This window comes from Aeromonas sp. R7-4 (assembly GCF_040908055.1).
Taxonomy (GTDB): domain Bacteria; phylum Pseudomonadota; class Gammaproteobacteria; order Enterobacterales; family Aeromonadaceae; genus Aeromonas; species Aeromonas sanarellii.
Window position 1 is genome coordinate 188,038 of record NZ_JBFODA010000026.1, and the last position, 17,523, is coordinate 205,560.

Annotated in this window: 13 protein-coding genes and 1 pseudogene; 8 read left to right on the plus strand and 6 right to left on the minus strand. The window is 61.5% G+C overall.

What is annotated here, in order from left to right; genetic code table 11:
- Positions 1-330 precede the first annotated feature (330 nt).
- Both AB5Y72_RS05710 and AB5Y72_RS05715 read left to right on the plus strand, forming a co-directional pair.
- Positions 331-1,095 carry an SDR family oxidoreductase gene (locus AB5Y72_RS05710; protein ID WP_368198672.1) on the plus strand — a complete coding sequence of 255 codons (765 nt, stop codon included), beginning with the start codon at positions 331-333 and terminating at the stop codon, positions 1,093-1,095.
- A gap of 51 nt (positions 1,096-1,146) precedes the next feature.
- The gene (locus AB5Y72_RS05715; RefSeq protein ID WP_368198673.1) at positions 1,147-1,974 is read left to right on the plus strand and encodes a bifunctional transcriptional activator/DNA repair enzyme AdaA; all 828 of its coding nucleotides are present in this window, start codon (positions 1,147-1,149) and stop codon (positions 1,972-1,974) included.
- Positions 1,975-2,289: 315 nt separating this feature from the next.
- Here the strand turns inward: AB5Y72_RS05715 and AB5Y72_RS05720 are convergent, their stop codons facing one another.
- The 5 genes and pseudogenes from AB5Y72_RS05720 to AB5Y72_RS05740 all read right to left on the minus strand — a co-directional run bounded on the left by AB5Y72_RS05720 (position 2,290) and on the right by AB5Y72_RS05740 (position 8,740).
- Entirely contained in the window at positions 2,290-3,570 is a 1,281-nt protein-coding gene (locus AB5Y72_RS05720) for a hypothetical protein (RefSeq protein ID WP_323902052.1), read from the minus strand.
- Positions 3,571-4,063: 493 nt separating this feature from the next.
- A pseudogene (locus AB5Y72_RS05725) lies at positions 4,064-4,326 on the minus strand (hypothetical protein).
- A gap of 375 nt (positions 4,327-4,701) precedes the next feature.
- Positions 4,702-6,291 (minus strand): glutamine-hydrolyzing GMP synthase, encoded by a 1,590-nt coding sequence (guaA, locus tag AB5Y72_RS05730; RefSeq protein WP_368198674.1) that lies wholly within the window; start codon positions 6,289-6,291, stop codon positions 4,702-4,704.
- A gap of 84 nt (positions 6,292-6,375) precedes the next feature.
- Positions 6,376-7,839, minus strand: a complete 1,464-nt coding sequence (guaB, locus tag AB5Y72_RS05735) for an IMP dehydrogenase (protein ID WP_103243222.1) — start codon at positions 7,837-7,839, stop codon at positions 6,376-6,378.
- 265 nt (positions 7,840-8,104) lie between these two features.
- Positions 8,105-8,740 (minus strand): YitT family protein, encoded by a 636-nt coding sequence (locus tag AB5Y72_RS05740; protein WP_010674548.1) that lies wholly within the window; start codon positions 8,738-8,740, stop codon positions 8,105-8,107.
- Positions 8,741-9,021: 281 nt separating this feature from the next.
- Here AB5Y72_RS05740 and AB5Y72_RS05745 point away from each other — a divergent pair, with 281 nt between their 5' ends.
- Positions 9,022-9,231 carry a hypothetical protein gene (locus tag AB5Y72_RS05745; RefSeq protein ID WP_325782277.1) on the plus strand — a complete coding sequence of 70 codons (210 nt, stop codon included), beginning with the start codon at positions 9,022-9,024 and terminating at the stop codon, positions 9,229-9,231.
- Positions 9,232-9,362: 131 nt separating this feature from the next.
- On the opposite strand, the gene AB5Y72_RS05750 is transcribed toward AB5Y72_RS05745, so the two are convergent.
- Positions 9,363-12,569: an alpha-amylase family glycosyl hydrolase gene (locus AB5Y72_RS05750; protein ID WP_325782276.1), complete on the minus strand. Its 3,207-nt coding sequence runs from the start codon at positions 12,567-12,569 to the stop codon at positions 9,363-9,365.
- Positions 12,570-12,987: 418 nt separating this feature from the next.
- Here AB5Y72_RS05750 and AB5Y72_RS05755 point away from each other — a divergent pair, with 418 nt between their 5' ends.
- From AB5Y72_RS05755 to xseA, 5 genes are all read left to right on the plus strand, one after another.
- On the plus strand, positions 12,988-13,761 hold the full coding sequence (locus tag AB5Y72_RS05755) for an energy transducer TonB (RefSeq protein ID WP_325782275.1): 774 nt from the start codon (positions 12,988-12,990) through the stop codon (positions 13,759-13,761).
- A 3-nt stretch (positions 13,762-13,764) separates the two neighbouring features.
- Positions 13,765-14,520 carry a MotA/TolQ/ExbB proton channel family protein gene (locus AB5Y72_RS05760; RefSeq protein ID WP_325782274.1) on the plus strand — a complete coding sequence of 252 codons (756 nt, stop codon included), beginning with the start codon at positions 13,765-13,767 and terminating at the stop codon, positions 14,518-14,520.
- Positions 14,520-14,942: a biopolymer transporter ExbD gene (locus AB5Y72_RS05765; protein WP_042075525.1), complete on the plus strand. Its 423-nt coding sequence runs from the start codon at positions 14,520-14,522 to the stop codon at positions 14,940-14,942. The genes AB5Y72_RS05760 and AB5Y72_RS05765 overlap by 1 nt, the downstream gene beginning before the upstream one ends.
- Positions 14,943-15,087: 145 nt before the next feature.
- Entirely contained in the window at positions 15,088-15,996 is a 909-nt protein-coding gene (locus tag AB5Y72_RS05770; protein WP_042075523.1) for a DMT family transporter, read from the plus strand.
- A 106-nt stretch (positions 15,997-16,102) separates the two neighbouring features.
- On the plus strand, positions 16,103-17,464 hold the full coding sequence (gene xseA, locus AB5Y72_RS05775) for an exodeoxyribonuclease VII large subunit (RefSeq protein WP_325782272.1): 1,362 nt from the start codon (positions 16,103-16,105) through the stop codon (positions 17,462-17,464).
- Positions 17,465-17,523 lie beyond the last annotated feature (59 nt).

Genomic DNA, 17,523 nt, shown 5'->3' on the forward strand with positions numbered 1-17,523 from the left:
AATCAGGGTGGCCGGCTCGCGGCCAACGGCGCCGCCGGTGGTTGGCCCGGCAGTCAAACCTGCAGTCAAAAAAAGAGGGGGCATTATAGAGAATGACGGCCGAATATCCCCTGTTTTGTTGCCGCAGGGGCCGCCATCAGCGCGCAGCAAAGCGACGTGAGGGCAAAGAGAGCAAGATCCGGGTCGTGCCAGCGAGGGCCGGTTGCCATAGTGGGGCCTGAGCGGGGTCAAACCCAAGTGGGTTCGAACCTATTGAGAGCCGAACCCATTGGGGTTCCAACCCACTACCAACCCTGTGCGCCCGCACAACACACCAGCGAGGGAACTGCCATGCCACAACTGTCCAACAAGGTCGCCATCATCACGGGAGCCAGCTCCGGCATCGGTCGCGCCAGCGCCATCCTGTTTGCCCGGGAAGGAGCCAGTGTCGTCCTGGGTGCCCGTCGCCAGCCCGAGCTGGATGCGCTGGTGGAGGAGATCAGGGGATTCGGGGGCCAGGCGGTGAGCCTGGCGGGGGATGTAAAAAGCGAAGCCTACGCCAGCGCCCTGGTGGAGCTGGCCGTGGGACATTTCGGGGGGCTCGACGTTGCCTTCAACAACGCCGGCACCACGGGGACGCCGGGCAGCGTGCAGGAGATGGCGCTGACCCAGTGGCAGGAGACCCTGGATACCAACCTCACCAGCGCCTTTGTGGGGGCCAAGCACCAGATCCCCGCCATGCTGGCGCGCGGGGGCGGCTCCCTTATCTTTACCTCCACCTTCGTCGGCCATACCCTAGGGCTGCCCGGCATGGCGGCCTATGCGGCGAGCAAGGCGGGCCTCGTCGGCCTGACCCAGGTGCTGGCCGCCGAATATGGGGCACAAGGGGTGCGGGTCAACGCCCTGCTGCCGGGGGGCACCGACACCCCCATGGGACGCGCCTTTACCGATACGCCACAGAGTCTCGCCTTTGTGCAGAATATGCATGCCCTCAAACGGCTGGCCCAACCGGAGGAGATCGCCCGCTCGGCCCTCTATCTCGCGTCCGATGCTTCCAGCTTTACCACCGGCATTGCCCTGCTGGCCGATGGTGGGGTATCTATTTGTCGCACATGACGTTGTCGCCCCCAAGATCCTGCGACCGCAACCTTATCGTGAGAGCACCTTATGTCCGATTACGCCCGCATCAGTGATGCCATTGCCTTTATTGCAGGCCAGGTGGCGCGCCAGCCCACCCTGGACGAGATAGCGGCGCACGTTCACTTAAGCCCCTTTCACTTCCAGCGGCTGTTCAGCCGCTGGGCCGGAGTGACCCCCAAACGCTATCTGCAGGTGCTGACCCTGGAGCGGGCCAAGGCGCTGCTGCAGGAGTCGCGCCCGCTGCTGGAGGTGGCCGATACCCTGGGCCTTAGCAGCGGCTCGCGGCTCTACGATCACTTCGTGCAACTGGAAGCTGTGACGCCGGGCGAATACAAGCAACGCGGGGCCGGGCTGGTCATCGATCACGGGGTGCACGACACCCCCTTCGGCCAGGCGTTCGTCGCCCTGACCCAGCGGGGGGTGTGCAACTTCTCGTTTCTCGGTGACCAGGTCCCAGAGGCGCCCCTGGCCGCCCTCGCCCAGCGCTGGCCTGCGGCAGAGCTGCGAGAAGCGCCCTCACGCACCCAAAGCGTCATCCACACCATGTTCGATGGCAGCAAGACGCCTGATCGCCCCATCTCCTTGCACGTGAGCGGCACCAACTTCCAGATCAGCGTCTGGCGGGCGCTGCTGCAGATCCCACCAGCCAGGGTGGTGAGCTACACCCAGGTGGCGAGCGCCGTCGGCAATCCCAAGGCTGCCCGCGCCGTGGGGCTGGCGGTGGGTGCCAACCCCGTCGCCTTGATGATCCCCTGCCACAGGGTCATCCAGCAAAACGGCAAGCTCGGCGGCTATCACTGGGGCGAGACCCGCAAACAGGCGATACACGCCTGGGAAGCGGCGAGGTATGAGTGAGCTCGGCCTTTTATGCTCTCCTGATAGGAGGAAAAACAGGGCTGTTGGTTGTGAGTCAGCAGACTATCAAACCATGCCGGACCAGCATGCCGTGATATAAAGCGGGGGCATTAGCAGAGTCGGGGCGCAGATCGCCCCTTTTCTTGCTTTGGCGAGGCTCAGCACTCAGCCGCCCCACCCCAGCAGATTGACGAAAAGACGTAGGGTGCAATAAGCGCAGCGCATTGCACCGTTTGCTGAGCGGCTTTTGTGCAAGGTATGAGGAACAAAAGTAGAGGTGCAATTTCATTGCACCATACGGCACCACGGCACTTGTCAGGCATTTTTTCCAATCAATTCTATTTCTTCTTGAATAACTCTATTGGTCATCCATTGAAGCTTATGGAAAAGCCCACGCTCATACCGGCTTAATTGTGATTTTCCTCTATGGACAATTTTAGATCTTATATCGTAGATCTTTTTAAAGTCATCGAGTATCTCCTCTCTTTGTGAGTGTGTATTACCAATTAAGTATGCACACCGATTTCTCAATAGCTCACCCAAACCCATCAAGTCCGAAACAGACTTGTCACCAAGAAGAATCTCGAGGGATACCGTTGTTTGAATAAACGATAGCAACTCATTGTTGCCACAATAACTATCAAACAGCCATTTTCCTGCAAGCCTTAATTTCTCAGCCTCTTCTCTAGAAAGAGCCTTAGATATCAATCTTAAACGATTTAATACGAAACCATTTTTTTTCTCATCGGTATCCAATGAACCGTCTAAATCATCTAAGCGAAGATCTGATATTGTCTTACTAACATCTCTATCTAACTCATGACTATCTTCAACGGTCCAAATATCGGTTTCTTTATGTATATAAAATCGACTATTGATTATACTCGATGAATATGAATAGCTAACTTTTAAAGCTCGCATTGCGAGCATTAAGCCGAGAAATGATTTAAATGTATCAACAGCTCTATTCTCTGGAGTAGTAGTAACATATTTACCAACGAAACCACTCGCCGTTATCTGTACATACAGAGACTTTTCTTTCCATTCTGCATGTCCAGCCAATCCTAGCAATCCACCGCCATGTAAAAACCTATCTCGATTAGGGATGCCAGAGTTAAGAGGAAATTTATCGGCCAGCTCTCCGTGAGCTTTTAATAACTTTATATCGGGAGCTATTTCGATTACGTCCTCAGTAAAAAAATCTGTGATTGAAGTTCCTAGATTGAATGTAAAAGCATACTTCCAGGGTAGACTATCAAATTTATCGACCAAATTACTTGCAACTAAAGACAAATCATTGAAGCCTTCAAGAATGCTTAACGGTTCATCAGGATGAGTGGAATCGTATTCTACGATGTCATTAGCTATTTTGGATAACTCTCCATAAACAAAATCAAATAATGGACTTTCCGATACATAGCTTTCTAGTTCAGACTTTATATTGCCAGTATTTGGCAAGATTGATTCTAAATCAAAAACCCTGTATAGACTTGAACGCTCAACGAATGACAAATTCCTGAGTCTTACATCAGCCAACACTATAGAAAGCTGGCTTTTTAAACGTTGCTTGCATCCATCATGTAAATTTATTGCCATTGATGTTCCTTTAATTAACTTGTCGAGCTAAATGCTATTTTTTAAATGGTGCTAGACCATTAATTTCCGTTGAAAGAGCTTTCTGTTGAGTAGCTATATCAAGGAAACTTACTTGTCGTTTAGCCATACTCCACTTGATGGAAGTCGTTCAGCACTGACTGCATAAAGTGCCGCGAGTTTAGACGCTTGGCTATCGTGTGCTGTGAGATGCCTTAACACTCAATCGAGACTCTGCGACTCAATCTATTTCTGCTCTGCGCCATCCATTGTCAAATGGCAATCCTAGCGAGCGATATAAGCAAGAAAAAGAATGGAATGACAGTTTCCTGAGCAAGATCAACAAATTAATCAATAAGTACAAATACTGGCCACATATCTGCAGTGCCGGAGCATAGATAAAGAAAAGACGCCCTAAGGCGTCTTTCTTATTTTCAGGCTTTGGAGCAAACAGGTTGGAGGTTATTCCCCCTCCCCGCCTTGCCCCACCACCCAATCAAATCGGGGTAATGGAGGTGATATGGGCATCCCCGTCCAATGATTTGAAGATCTGTACCACGGCTTCGCCATGGATCGGTTTGGCAAGCGGCACAGTGCTCTTGCACTTGAAGCGGTAATTGGTGCCGGCCACCACCTGGGTGGAGACTTCAAAGGGGTTGGTACTGCACCCCGACAAATCCTTCCTGCGCCCGATTGAATACGGCCTGAGCCTTGGTGGTGCGCAGTCCATCCGCCTAACAGCACCGCTTGTTCTGACATAACAAACCCTTAGTGATCTCTTGTCCCTACTCGTTTGGCTGTTCGGTTTCCGCCCCGTTTATGCAAGTGGTGTCCGGACTCCGCCGGGGGCCATACCAGATATCGGTATGTCCGGTGTCGACAGTGCACATGAAAGCTTTGCTGTTTCCCCCTCCCCTGCTGCCACGACCGCCGCCTCACGGCGCAGGTCTTAATTGGCACGGCAGAGCCTAGCGTGAGATCCATAACTCCCCATGCCATATATGACAGTGGCAGGGAGGTGAGAAAGCGGCTAGAGAACGGAAAAGTGAGGCGCAAACGATTGGAAAAAGAAAAGGCGCCTCAAGGGCGCCTTTTTGACAGTTTTGCGTTACCGCTGGGAGAGGCGTTAGCCCCTTATTCCCATTCGATGGTTGCGGGCGGCTTGCCGGAGACGTCGTACACCACGCGGGAGATGCCGTTGATCTCGTTGATGATGCGGTTCGACACGTGGCCGAGGAAGTCGTACGGCAGGTGGGCCCAGTGGGCGGTCATAAAGTCGATGGTCTCGACGGCGCGCAGCGCAATGACCCAGTCGTACTTGCGGCCATCACCCATGACGCCGACGGAGCGCACCGGCAGGAAGACGGCGAACGCCTGGCTGACCTGGTTGTAGAGGTCGGCCTTGCGCAGCTCTTCGATGAAGATGGCGTCAGCCTTGCGCAGCAAGTCGCAGTACTCTTTCTTCACTTCGCCAAGCACGCGCACGCCCAGGCCCGGACCCGGGAAGGGGTGACGGTAGAGCATGTCGTAGGGCAGGCCGAGTTCGAGGCCGACACGGCGCACTTCGTCCTTGAACAGCTCGCGCAGCGGCTCCACCAGACCCATCTTCATCTCTTCCGGCAGGCCGCCGACGTTGTGGTGAGACTTGATGACGTGGGCCTTGCCGGTCTTGCTGGCAGCGGATTCGATGACGTCCGGGTAGATGGTGCCCTGGGCCAGCCACTTGGCGTTCTTGAGCTTCTTGGACTCGTCGTCGAACACTTCGACGAAGACGCGGCCTATGGTCTTGCGCTTGGCTTCCGGCTCGTCGATGCCCGCGAGGGCGGAGAGGAAGCGCTCTTCGGCGTCGACCTTGATGATGTTCAGGCCGAAGTGATCGCCGAACATGTCCATCACCTGCTGGCCTTCGTTCAGACGCAGCAGGCCGTTGTCGACGAAGACGCAGGTGAGGCGATCGCCGATGGCGCGGTGCACCAGCATGGCGACCACGGAGGAGTCCACGCCGCCGGAGAGGCCCAGGATCACCTCGTCGTCACCCACCTGATCACGAATGCGGGCAACGGCGTCGTCGATGATGGTGGCCGGGGTCCAGAGGCACTCGCAGCCGCAGATGTCCTTGACGAAGTGCTCCAGCATGCGGGCGCCCTGACGGGTGTGGGTCACTTCCGGGTGGAACTGCACGCCGTAGAAGCGCTTGGCTTCGTCGGCCATGGCGGCGTGGGGGCAGGTCGCGGTCTGGGCGATGGTGGTGAAGCCGGCCGGGATCTCGGTGACCTTGTCGCCGTGGCTCATCCAGACATCCAGCAGGGCATTGCCGTTGTCGGCGATGGCGTCTTCGATGTTGCGCAAGAGCGCGCTGGTCTTGCCGGAGTGGCCCAGCACTTCGACCTGGGCATAGCCGAATTCACGCAGGTTGGAGGACTGCACCTTGCCGCCGAGCTGCTCGGACATGGTCTGCATGCCGTAGCAGATGCCGAACACCGGCACACCAGCGTTGAACACGTACTCGGGGGCGCGCGGGCTGCCCGCCTCGGTCACGGATTCCGGGCCGCCGGAGAGGATGATGCCGCTCGGGTTGAACTCGCGGATCTGCGCTTCGGTTACATCCCAGGCCCACAGCTCGCAGTAGACGCCGATTTCACGGACGCGACGGGCGATGAGCTGGGTGTACTGGGAACCGAAATCCAGGATAAGGATGCGGTGGGCGTGAATGTCTTTAGTCATTTTATTCCTGCATCAGGCTGATGTTGTCACAAAAAGCACGGGATAAAAAAAGGGTGGAAAAACGGGGCGCAGGGCCCCGTTTTATCAGCCCATCCGGTAGTTGGGGGCTTCTTTGGTAATGGTCACGTCGTGAACGTGGGACTCTTTCATCCCGGCGCCCGAGATGCGCACGAACTCGGCCTTGGTGCGCATGTCGTCGATGGTCGCGCTCCCGGTCAGACCCATGGAGGAGCGCAGGCCGCCCATCTGCTGGTGGATGATCTCCTTGAGGCGGCCCTTGTACGGCACGCGCCCTTCGATCCCTTCCGGCACCAGCTTGTCGGCGGCGTTGTCGGTCTGGAAGTAGCGATCGCTTGAGCCCTTGGACATGGCGCCCAGGGAGCCCATGCCGCGGTAGGACTTGAAGGAGCGGCCCTGGTAGAGCTCGATCTCGCCCGGAGCCTCTTCGGTACCGGCAAACATGGAGCCCACCATGACGCAGCTCGCACCGGCGGCGATGGCCTTGGCCACGTCACCGGAGAAGCGGATGCCGCCATCGGCAATCACCGGCACGCCAGTGCCTTCCAGGGCGTCCACGGCGTCGGAGATGGCGGTGATCTGGGGCACGCCCACACCGGTCACGATACGGGTAGTACAGATGGAACCCGGGCCGATACCGACCTTGACGGCGTTGACGCCCGCTTCCACCAGCGCCTTGGCACCGGCGCCGGTGGCCACGTTGCCGCCGATGATCTGCAAGTCAGGATAGGCTTCACGGGTCGCCTTGATGCGATCCAGCACGCCCTGGGAGTGGCCGTGGGAGGAGTCGATCAGCAGCACGTCCACACCGGCTTCCACCAGGGCGGCGACGCGCTCTTCGTTGCCGGCACCAGCACCGACGGCAGCACCGACCCGCAGGCGGCCACGCTCGTCTTTACAGGCGTTGGGCTTGCGCTCGGCTTTCTGGAAGTCCTTGACGGTGATCATGCCCTTGAGCTTGAAGTCGCCGTTGACCACCAGCACCTTCTCGATGCGGTGCTTCTGCATCAGGGCCACCACCTCTTCGCGAGGGGCCCCCTCACGCACGGTCACCAGACGATCCTTCTGGGTCATGATCTGTTCGACGGTCTGGGAGAGATCGATGACGAAGCGCACATCACGGCCGGTGATGATGCCCACCAGCTGGTTGCCGTCAGTCACCACGGGGTAACCGGCGAAACCGTTCTTGTGGCTCAGCTCCTTGATCTGGGCGATGGTCATGTCAGGGCGCACGGTAACGGGGTCGCTGACCACGCCGCTCTCGTACTTCTTGACCTTGCGCACTTCGGCAGCCTGCTGCTCGATGGACATGTTCTTGTGAATGAAGCCGATGCCGCCTTCCTGGGCCAGTGCGATAGCCAGACGGGCTTCGGTCACTGTGTCCATGGCAGCGGAGATCATCGGAATATTCAGCGTGATCGCAGACGTGAGCTTGGTACGCAGGTCGGCGGTATTGGGGAGAACAGTGGAGTGGGCTGGAACCAACAGTACATCGTCGAAGGTCAGCGCTTCTTTGGCAATCCTGAGCATGGCAATATCTCACCGTTGAGGAGTGGGGGTGTAAAATATTGCCGACAAATTTTACTCATGCATTGGGCAGTGGTAAAGAAGTTTTTTGAATTTTTTATGGCGTAGCCCGATTTAACGCCACCAACAGGGCAAAAAACCAATAAATTCAGCCGTAACCATGCCGTTTTTCCCGACAAGATGATCTTTTTTGCCGTTGAGCCCCTTTCTGCCGCCAGTCTCCCGGAACGGCCTTTTTTCCCCTCTCAGCCGTCAGCCAGACCGGCGGTCAGTTCCCCTGATAGCGGCCCGGCTTGTGCCAGTTCATCAGCATGGCGTTCATGGCCAGCGCACTCAGGGTTGACCAGAGCAGCAGGGGAAGCGGCAGGGTGAGCAGAGAGAGCGCAAACACCAGCACATCCAGCACCATCTGGCTCTTTCCCGCATTGATGCCGGTGCGCCGTTGCAACCAGAGCGTCACCACGCCGGTGCCCCCCACGGAGGCATTGTGGCGCGCCAGAGACAAGACCCCCATGCCGAGGAAGGTTCCCCCCACCAGGGCGGCAAACAGGGGATGGACATAGCTCACCGTCAGCAGCAGCGGCACCGCCTGGGTGGCCGCCGAGAGGGCGACGTTGACGATCAGCGTCTTGAGGGTGAAGGCGCGCCCCATGGTGACGTAGCAGAACACCATGAAGGGCAGGTTCACCAGGAAGAAGAGCACGCCGATGGGCAGGGTGCTGACATGGGCGATCAGCAGGGCGATGCCCGCGATGCCACCGGTGATCATGCCGGAACACTTGAGCAGATTGAGCCCCACGGCGATAAACATGACCCCGAGCACCATGCCGTAGACATCGTCCTTGAGGGTATGGGCCAGCCCCCTGCCCGCAGCCGCTGGCTGCATGGTCATTTCACCTTCCATATGACTCCTTAACACGAATCGATTGTGGCGTCCGATGCCCGAATACCAGGCCGCTCCGGCACGGATGGCGGCGGCGCATTCACCCCGCTGGCACCCGCCCCCGGCCTTGCGGCCCCCTGCCCCTGATGTCGCCATCATGGGGATGACAAGTCACAGCAAAAAGAGCGCCAATCAAAACAAGAGTCCGAGATACCATGAAAAATCGAATTTAAATTCCGTACAGCCGACAAAAAACAGATTGATCATGCCAGCCCCGGGATCGGCCCCCATGCCGGATCAGCATGTTCAGCCAATTAACCAAAAAACATGTCGTGGTCCTTCCTGATCAACCCGTTTATTCGGTGGATCATGCCGATGGAATGCCACTTTACAGCATGGATGATGCCCATCATGGGGGAACCATGGGGGCGATATGGCGTGTTTCTGCGGAATTGGGCTCAAGGGCAAATGACAAGGAATTGCACCACATGAGGGCAAGAGCACTAAAATAGTGCAACCCGGTGCCGTGCGCTTGCCTCGCCCGACGCGACCTGCGCCTGCTCTCATCCCCCCGCTTCATGCCTCGGTGCCATAAAAAAGTCGGCCCGAAGGCCGACTCGCTGCACAGGGCGACTGCGTTTCCTTACTTGAGGTATTTGCCGTCCACCCCCACCTTGCCCGGGCCATTCAGCACCCAGACTCGGGCCGAATAGGCGGGCACCGCGAAGCTCAGACTGCCGCTGCTGACGCTCTGGCTCGCGCCGGTCACCGCGTCCCTGTAGGTGCCGTTCTTCAGGCCGCTCAGGCTTATCTGCTGGGCCGAGTTGGCCGCGAGGCCCACGGCGGCGTAGCTGCCTTCGGCGCTCAGATCACGCACGAAGCTGATGCCGCTACCCCACTCGTTCACCTGGCTCATGGGCGCCTTCTGCAGGGCGGGCACCGCCTTGCGGATCTGGTTCAGGCGCTTGATGTGCTGGTAGAGCGGGTGGCTCGGGGTGGCCGGGTTGTCCAGCACCTCCCCGTAGTAGGCGCGGCCGGTCTGATCCACCGTCATGGTGGCACCGTCGATGTCTTGCGGCTTGCCCGCCTGGAACATCACCTCCTCCCCGTAGTAGAGGGTCGGGATGCCCCGCGCCGTCCAGAGCAGGTTGTAGGTCATGGCCGCATTGCCCTCTTCCCCGCCGTAGCGGTACTTGAAGTCATTGTCCGGCCCCACATCGTGGTTCTGGAAGAAGGTGATGAGCTTGGTGGCATCCCCATAGACCCAGTCCATGGCGAAAATCCCCCCCACCCCGCCAAAGTTCCCCCGGGTGACGTTGTCACGGAAGGTGGAGAACAGCGAAAAGTCCAGCACAGAGAGACCCGAATCGCCCCCTGCCCGGGGATCCGCCGGGTTTGGCGTGGTGCGGGTATACCACCAGGGGCGGATCACCGCCGAGGCGTTGTCATTGGCCAGCTCAGAGCCCCAGCCGGTGCCCTTGACCAGGTTTTCGCCAAAGACGAACAGCCCCGGCTTGTGGGCCTGCCAGTCGTGGACATAGGTCAGCAGTTCGTCCCGCTCGATGTGTTTCAAGGTATCGATGCGAATCGCATCCACCCCCATGTCGAGGTACTGACGGATGGCGCCGTTGAGGTAGTCCTTGACGTTCTGGTTGCCGGTGGCGAGATCGATGCAGTCCCCCGCCATGTGCTTGCGCTGCAGGGCGAGCGGGCTCTCCCAGTCACCGCCGGACATGAAGCCGTCCAGGTGATACCAGGTGGGATCCAGGGTCTGGGCGTCGATGCCGAAGAAGCGGTTGGGGTTGTAGCCTGCGCTCGGCACGGTGGCGCCGGTCTTGGGATCTATCAGGGGCTGGGTGCCCGCCGGATCGGACTGGCAGCGGGCCTTGTACCAGTCGGGAGCCGCCGGGTTGTCGTCGTCACAGCGGTTGGCGCTGGCGTAGTCCCCGAGGTTGCCCTGATAGGGGCCGTTGTTGATGAGTCCCTGACTCGACCCCGCCGGTACGTAGTATTTGACCGGCAGGCGATCGATCCAGGTCTTGCCGCGCAGACCGTACTGGCTCGAGTGGTTGAGCACTACGTCCTGGATCACCTTGAGCCCCTTGGCGTGGGCCGCCTGGATGAACTCCCGGTAACCCGCCCCCGGCGACTCCAGACGGGGATCGACCCGGTAGAAGTCGTAGGCATGGTAGCCGTGGTAGTCGAGGCCGGAGCGGTTCTCCACCGGCGGCGTCACCCAGATGGCGGTGAAGCCGAGATCCTTGATGTAGTCGAGCTTGGCGATCAAGCCCTTGAAGTCGCCGCGCCAGTGGGGATCCCCCGCCTTGTAGCGATCCCGGTTATGGTAGTTGTTGCCGGCATCGCCGTCATAGAAGCGGGCGGTCAGCAGGAAATAGATGCTCTCGGCGCGAAAATCGCCGCTCGCCACCCCCTGCTCGCCGATACGGTACTCGAAGCGCTGCTCGCGCTGATTGCCGCTGGCGTCGATGGCAAGGGTGCGGATCACCAGATCGGTGCCGCTCCCCTTGTCGCTCGCCACCAGGGGCTGGCCTGCATAGCGGGCCGATGCCGTGGTGGGCTGGCTGCCGTCCGTGGTGAAATGCACGGTGGGGGCGCTGTCCTGATCGTCGCTCACCCCCAGGGTGATGGACTGGCTGTCCACATAACTCCCCGGGGCCGGGGTGGCAGTCACCGTGGGGGCCTGCAGATCGGCCCCGGCCAGTGTCTCCACCTCGATGGCCTTGCGCAGGCTGTCAAAGCAGATGCGATAGCTGGTGTTGGCGCTGACCAGGTAATCCTGGGCCGGATACGCCTCGGTCCAGTCCCCCTTGTGGTCAATCTTGAAGCGGGGGTTGTTGCTGCCAAAGGCCTGCTCGGTGCAGAAGGTGGTGCCATCCTCGCTGATCATGGGGGTGAGCCCCCAGTTGTTGGCCGTGCCCCGGAAGTACCAGCTGTCGCCGCTCTGTCCTGCCCCGACCACCACGCTCACGCTGCTGCTGCCCTTGGCACCCTGATCGTCGGTGACCGTGAGGCCATAGGTGAAGGTGCCGGTCTGGGTAGTGTTGACGACCATGCTCTCCGTGGTCTCGCCGCTGCTCCACAGATAGCTCGCGATCTGGCCGTCGGGATCCGTTGAGTCGCTGCCGCTCAAGGTCAGGGACGCCCCCTGGGTCACGTTCACCGTGCCCCCCGGGGTGATGACCGCGAGCGGCGGCTGGTTGTCATCCCCAAGGGGGGTGATGCTGTAGGCCAGGGTCTGGTCGTTGACCTGGATGCGCACCGTGCCCACGGCGTTCCAGAAGATATCGCCGCCACTTTTCTCCAGCACGCCGTCGCCGTTGCTGTCGCCAAAGTTGACGGCCCAGTCGCCAGCCTGATCAAACTTGAGGCGCTGGCTCGCCTTGCCATCCATGTAGGCGTCCACCTGCCACAGGTGATCCCCTACCAGGGTCATGGGGAGGCTGGCCCAGCCGTTGAAGGTGCCGCGCACGTTGAGTTGCGGCAAGGTGCTGGCAAACCCCGAGGCCTCGCAACTGGCCACCGCCGTCGCGCTCACCGCCTGGGTGCTGGCGTTGATGCGGATCTGGTACGCCGTGTTGGCATTGACCCCGTAGTCGGCCGCCGGGTAGCTCTGCTGCCAGTTGCCGTACCTGTCTATCTTGAAGCGCGGGCCGCCGCTGGCATCCCCGCTCACGAAGCGCTGGCAGGTATCAAAATTGACGCCGTCCGTCGACGTCATGGCGGTCGCCGCCCATCCATTCGCGGTGCCCCGGAAGAACCACTCCGCCGCCGTGCTCGGCGCCGTGATCAGGGTTCCCAACAATCCGGCCACGAGTATCCATCTAGCCATTGATAGTCCTTTATTCTCATTGTTTATGTGTGATGCCGGTGTGTCCCGGCATTCCCCCATCCGCAACGTCCCGCCTTCAGATGAGCCCAGCCAGTCTAGGGAATGGACTGGCCATTTTTTGGCCTCAGAGTGCGAAATGTGACCACCATCGACCTCGAGGTAGGCTGTATGTGATTGATAGCGCTTTCATTTCTGCCCACTCAGCCTCTTTTCGGCCCAGGCTGCCCACCTGTGCCCGGCGTGCCTGTCGCTCCGCCTTCAGCAGCCTCAATCTCGGCATTGGCGATTAAAACGCGATTGATAATGTTTCTTGTTTGATGGATGCAGGGTGGCGCATGCTGAGCACCACGGGCCGGCCTCGGCGCCATTTCATAAGACATTTGAGTACGAAGATGACAGTCAGTAAGGAAGCAGGCAGATGAACGCCAGTGCAATGAGACCGGCCATCGCCCGCGACAAGATGGCATTCGGCCCCGTCCAGCTCGCCTGCCTGAGCACCGCCCTGGTCCTGCACCTTGCCATCCTCTGGCTGGTGCAGGAGAGCCGCCCCGCGCCCATGACGCCGCCCGAGCCCCTCACCCTCTCCGCCCGCTGGGCCGGGGAGTCGAGCCGGGATGACGCGCCGGCCAAAGCCGCAGCTGCTCCCGCCCGGTCCCCGGCTATCAACAAGCCTGCGCCGGTGCGGCAGAAGGTGGTCAGGCCCGTCGTCAAGAAGCCAGCTCCCAAGCCGGTGCCCAAGGCGCCGCCCAAGCCCAAACCCCTTCCTGAGGTCAAACCCGCCACCCAGGCCCTGCCTGGGGTGCCCCCCGTTGCAACCACCGCACCGGCTACGTCCACATCCAATAGCCAGAGTGCCAACAGCCACAGCGCCCCGGCCAAGACCCGGCAGACCGGGACCGGTGGAGGGAGCAGTGCCCCCATCGCCCGGGATGCCAGCTTGCACAACCCCGAGCCTCCCTATCCTCCCGAGTCGCGCAGACGAGGTGAAGAGGGTCGCGTGGTGCTGAAGGTGCGGGTCAGCAGGGAGGGCACGGCGGAGTCGGTCGAGGTGGAACGCAGCAGCGGTCATCGGCGCCTGGACATGACGGCCCGCAGGACCGTCAGCCGCTGGCGCTTCATCCCGGCCCGGCAGAACCAGGTCGCCGTCGCGGACTGGGCCAGGGTCACCATCATTTTCAAGCTAGGAACCTGAACCATGAATCCGGAAGTCGACACCCACGCCATGGGCATCGCCCACCTGCTCAGCCAGAACTCCGGGATCGGGCTTGCCCCGCTGATCCTGCTGGTGCTGATGTCACTTGGCACCTGTTATTACGCCCTGCTCAAGCTCTGGCTCGGGGCTCGCGAACAGCGGCACAGCGCCCGCTTCATCGCCGACTTCTGGCGGCAGGAGAGTCTGCACGAGGTGAAGCGCCAGCTCGCCCGGACGCCGCCGCAAGAGAGCCATGGCCGCGTGACCCGTGCAGCCCTCGCCGCCATGGCCCAGTTGGGCCGGGTGCAGGAGCGCCCCCCCACCCTTGCGCTGGGCTCCCCCGACGATTTTCTGCTGCGCGCCCTGCGTCAGGCCATCACGGCCGAGCGGATCCGCCAGGAGCAGGGTCTGGCCTTCCTCGCCTCCGTGGGCTCGGCGGCCCCTTTCGTCGGGCTCTTTGGCACAGTCTGGGGCATCTATCACGCCCTGCTGGCCATAGGGGCCGCCGGCCAGAGCAGTCTGGACAAGGTGGCAGGGCCGGTCGGCGAGGCGCTGATCATGACCGGCTTCGGCCTCGCCGTCGCCCTGCCGGCGGTACTCGTCTACAACTTCTTCGTGCGTCGCAACCGTCTCACGCTGGCGGCTCTCGACGACTTTGCCCATGACCTCTTCACCCTGCTGGTGACCGGGTTTGCGCAAGGCTCCGCCAAGGTCACCCCGCTCGCCACCGTCGAGTCCGTCAAGAGGGGGCCGCGATAATGGCTTTTGGCAAACTGCCGGGTGAGTCGGACGATCAGCCACTCTGTGAGATCAACATGATCCCCATGATCGACGTCATGCTGGTGCTGCTCATCGTCTTCATGATCACGGCCCCCCTGCTCACCAACGCGGTCAAGCTCGAGTTGCCCGAGGCCAGCAGCCAGGCCAACCAGCCCAGGCAGGAGGACGTGGTGCTCTCCATCGACGGGGCCGGCAAGATCTACTGGAACGCCAAGGAGGTCGACGAGGCGACGCTGCTCACCAGGATGAGCGAGGCCGGCCAGGCCAAGCCAGAGGTTCCCGAGATCCAGCTGCGCATCGACAAGCGCGTGGAGTACGGCGTCATCGCCCGGGTGATGGCCCAGGCCTCCCGGCAGGGCCTGCACAAGATCGCCTTCGTCAGCCAGCCCGGGGACGAGTGACGGCGGCGCAAAGGGCAAGGCATCACCCGGGGGGTGCCTTGCTTGTCTTTCGCCTTGACCCTGAGGTTGCCAGGGACGGGCAGGCCCTGCATGATGCAAAGCCTGCCCGCCACCATGGCGCGGCCCGCCATGTCAAGGAGAGAGCATGAGAACATCGGATTATGGAAGGCTGCTGGCACTGGCGGCCATCTGGGGCGCCAGTTTCCTGTTCATGCGCATCGCGGCGCCGGCCTTCGGCTCGATCAACACCACCTTCCTGCGGGTCTTCTTCGCCCTCGTCGGGCTCGCCGCCATGCTCCTGCTGCTGCGCACCCCCATGCAGTTTCAGGGCAAGCTCAAATCCATCATGGTGCTTGGCATCATCAACTCCGGCGTCCCCTTCCTGATGTATGCCGTGGCGGCCCTCTGGTTGCCCGCGGGTTATTCCGCCATCCTCAACGCCACCACGCCCCTGATGGGAGCCCTCATCGGCTTCTCCTTCTTCCACGAGGTGCTGACCTTGCGCAAGTGGGCCGGGGTCATGCTGGGGCTGGTGGGCATCGGGCTCATCACCACCACGGGGGAGGTCGACCTGAGCGGTCAACTGGCCATCGGGGTGCTGGCCTGCCTCATCGCCACCGCCTGCTATGGCTGCGCCGGCTTCCTGACGAGGCGCTGGATCACAGAGCGGGGCGGACTCGATGCCAAGCTGGTGGCCTTTGGCAGCCAGATCGGCGCCGTCCTCTTCCTGCTCCCCTTCTTCGGCTACACCCTGGCCACCGGCCCCGCCGTCGACTGGGCCCAACCCGGGGTCTGGGCCAGCGTGCTGGCGGTCGGCTTCCTCTGCACCGCCTTCGCCTACCTGCTCTACTTCAGGCTGATCGCCGACATCGGCCCCCTGCGCAGCCTCACGGTCACCTTCCTCATTCCGCCGTTCGGCATCCTGTGGGGCTATCTGGTGCTGGGCGAGACCCTCACCGGCGGCTTCGTCCTCGGCGGCGCCGTGGTCTGCCTCGCGGTCTGGCTGGTGACCAGCCCCGCCAGAGCCGCCAAACCGGCCAAGGCACAAGCCTAGGCTCCGCGTCATCTGCCGGGCCCCATGGCTCGGCAGATGGACGCAACTGGGGTAAGATGACCCCCATCGTTTCTCCCGCCCCGGCGGACACACAGCAGGGCCAGCCTTGAATCAGCTCAACCAATCCAGCCAGAACAAGCAGCAGATCTTCACCGTCACCCGCCTCAACAGCGCCGTGCGCATGATCCTGGAGCAGGATCTCGGGCTGGTGTGGCTGACCGGGGAACTCTCCAACCTGGCGATGCCAAGTTCCGGCCACTGGTACTTCTCCTTGAAAGACATGTCGGCCCAGGTGCGCTGCGCCATGTTCAAGGGCAACAACCGCCGGGTGCCGTTTCGCCCCCAGGACGGCATGCAGGTGCTGGTGCAGGCACGCGTCTCCCTCTATGAACCCCGGGGCGACTACCAGCTCATCATCGAATCCATGCAACCCGCCGGGGACGGCATGCTGGCCCTGCGCTTCGAGGAGCTCAAGCGCCGTCTCGGCGCCGAGGGGCTGTTTGACGAGGGCCGCAAGCGCCCGCTCCCCCGCGAACCCCGCGCCGTGGGGCTGGTCACCTCGGCCACCGGCGCCGCCCTGTACGACATGCTGACGGTGCTGGGGCGCCGGGCGCCAGACCTGCCCGTCTTTATCTACCCGACCCAGGTGCAGGGCAGCGCCGCCACAGCCCAGATCGTCGCGGCCATTGCCCTTGCCAATCGCCGTGCCGAGGTGGATGTGCTCATCGTCGGGCGCGGCGGCGGATCGCTCGAAGATCTCTGGTGCTTCAACGAGGAGGCGGTGGCCCGCGCCATCGCCCACTCCACCATCCCGGTGGTGAGCGCCGTGGGCCACGAGGTGGACGTCACCATCAGCGACTTTGCCGCGGACCTTCGCGCCCCCACTCCCTCCGCCGCCGCCGAGCTGGTGGCGCCGGACAGCAGCGCCCGCGCCCAGCGCCTGGTGCACCTGCACCAGCGGCTCACCCAGGCCATGACCCGGCATCAGACCGCCGCCCGCCACGGCTTCGTCCTGCTGCAGAAGCGGCTCGAACACCAAGATCCCAAGCGCCGGCTGGAGCAGCAGTCCCAGCGCCTTGACGAGCTCGACCGCCGGTTGCAGCAGTTGCTGGCAAGCCGCCTCCATCTGGGGGAGCGACGCCTCGCCAACCTCGAGCTGCGCCTGCAGGCCCAGAGCCCGGAGAAGCACTTGGCAGCCGGGAAGCGCCGCCATCAGCTCGCCGAGGAGCGGCTCCACGCCCTGATCGCCAGGCGCCGGGATCTGGCAAGCCACCGCCTCGCCATGCTGAGCGCACGCCTCGACGGGGTGAGCCCCCTGGCCACCCTGGGGCGCGGTTACGCCATAGTGCGCACCCCGTCCGGCGAGGTGATCAGTCGCGCCGGCCAGGTGAGTGCCGGCCAGCCCCTGGTCACCACCCTCGCAGAGGGACGTCTGCGGGTACGGGTGGAAGAGGTCGACAACGACTGACGAAAAACGGGGGCACAGTGGAGCCCCCGTTCTCGTCATCCCCTCTTTGCCTGGATCCG

What these genes read in the sequence shown, in the direction of transcription:
- AB5Y72_RS05710 (WP_368198672.1), top strand. Translation starts at nt 331, where the DNA reads ATGCCACAACTGTCCAACAAGGTCGCCATCATCACGGGAGCCAGCTCC.
- AB5Y72_RS05715 (WP_368198673.1), top strand. Translation starts at nt 1,147, where the DNA reads ATGTCCGATTACGCCCGCATCAGTGATGCCATTGCCTTTATTGCAGGC.
- AB5Y72_RS05720 (WP_323902052.1), bottom strand. Translation starts at nt 3,570, where the DNA reads ATGGCAATAAATTTACATGATGGATGCAAGCAACGTTTAAAAAGCCAG.
- guaA (WP_368198674.1), bottom strand. Translation starts at nt 6,291, where the DNA reads ATGACTAAAGACATTCACGCCCACCGCATCCTTATCCTGGATTTCGGT.
- guaB (WP_103243222.1), bottom strand. Translation starts at nt 7,839, where the DNA reads ATGCTCAGGATTGCCAAAGAAGCGCTGACCTTCGACGATGTACTGTTG.
- AB5Y72_RS05740 (WP_010674548.1), bottom strand. Translation starts at nt 8,740, where the DNA reads ATGGAAGGTGAAATGACCATGCAGCCAGCGGCTGCGGGCAGGGGGCTG.
- AB5Y72_RS05745 (WP_325782277.1), top strand. Translation starts at nt 9,022, where the DNA reads ATGTTCAGCCAATTAACCAAAAAACATGTCGTGGTCCTTCCTGATCAA.
- AB5Y72_RS05750 (WP_325782276.1), bottom strand. Translation starts at nt 12,569, where the DNA reads ATGGCTAGATGGATACTCGTGGCCGGATTGTTGGGAACCCTGATCACG.
- AB5Y72_RS05755 (WP_325782275.1), top strand. Translation starts at nt 12,988, where the DNA reads ATGAACGCCAGTGCAATGAGACCGGCCATCGCCCGCGACAAGATGGCA.
- AB5Y72_RS05760 (WP_325782274.1), top strand. Translation starts at nt 13,765, where the DNA reads ATGAATCCGGAAGTCGACACCCACGCCATGGGCATCGCCCACCTGCTC.
- AB5Y72_RS05765 (WP_042075525.1), top strand. Translation starts at nt 14,520, where the DNA reads ATGGCTTTTGGCAAACTGCCGGGTGAGTCGGACGATCAGCCACTCTGT.
- AB5Y72_RS05770 (WP_042075523.1), top strand. Translation starts at nt 15,088, where the DNA reads ATGAGAACATCGGATTATGGAAGGCTGCTGGCACTGGCGGCCATCTGG.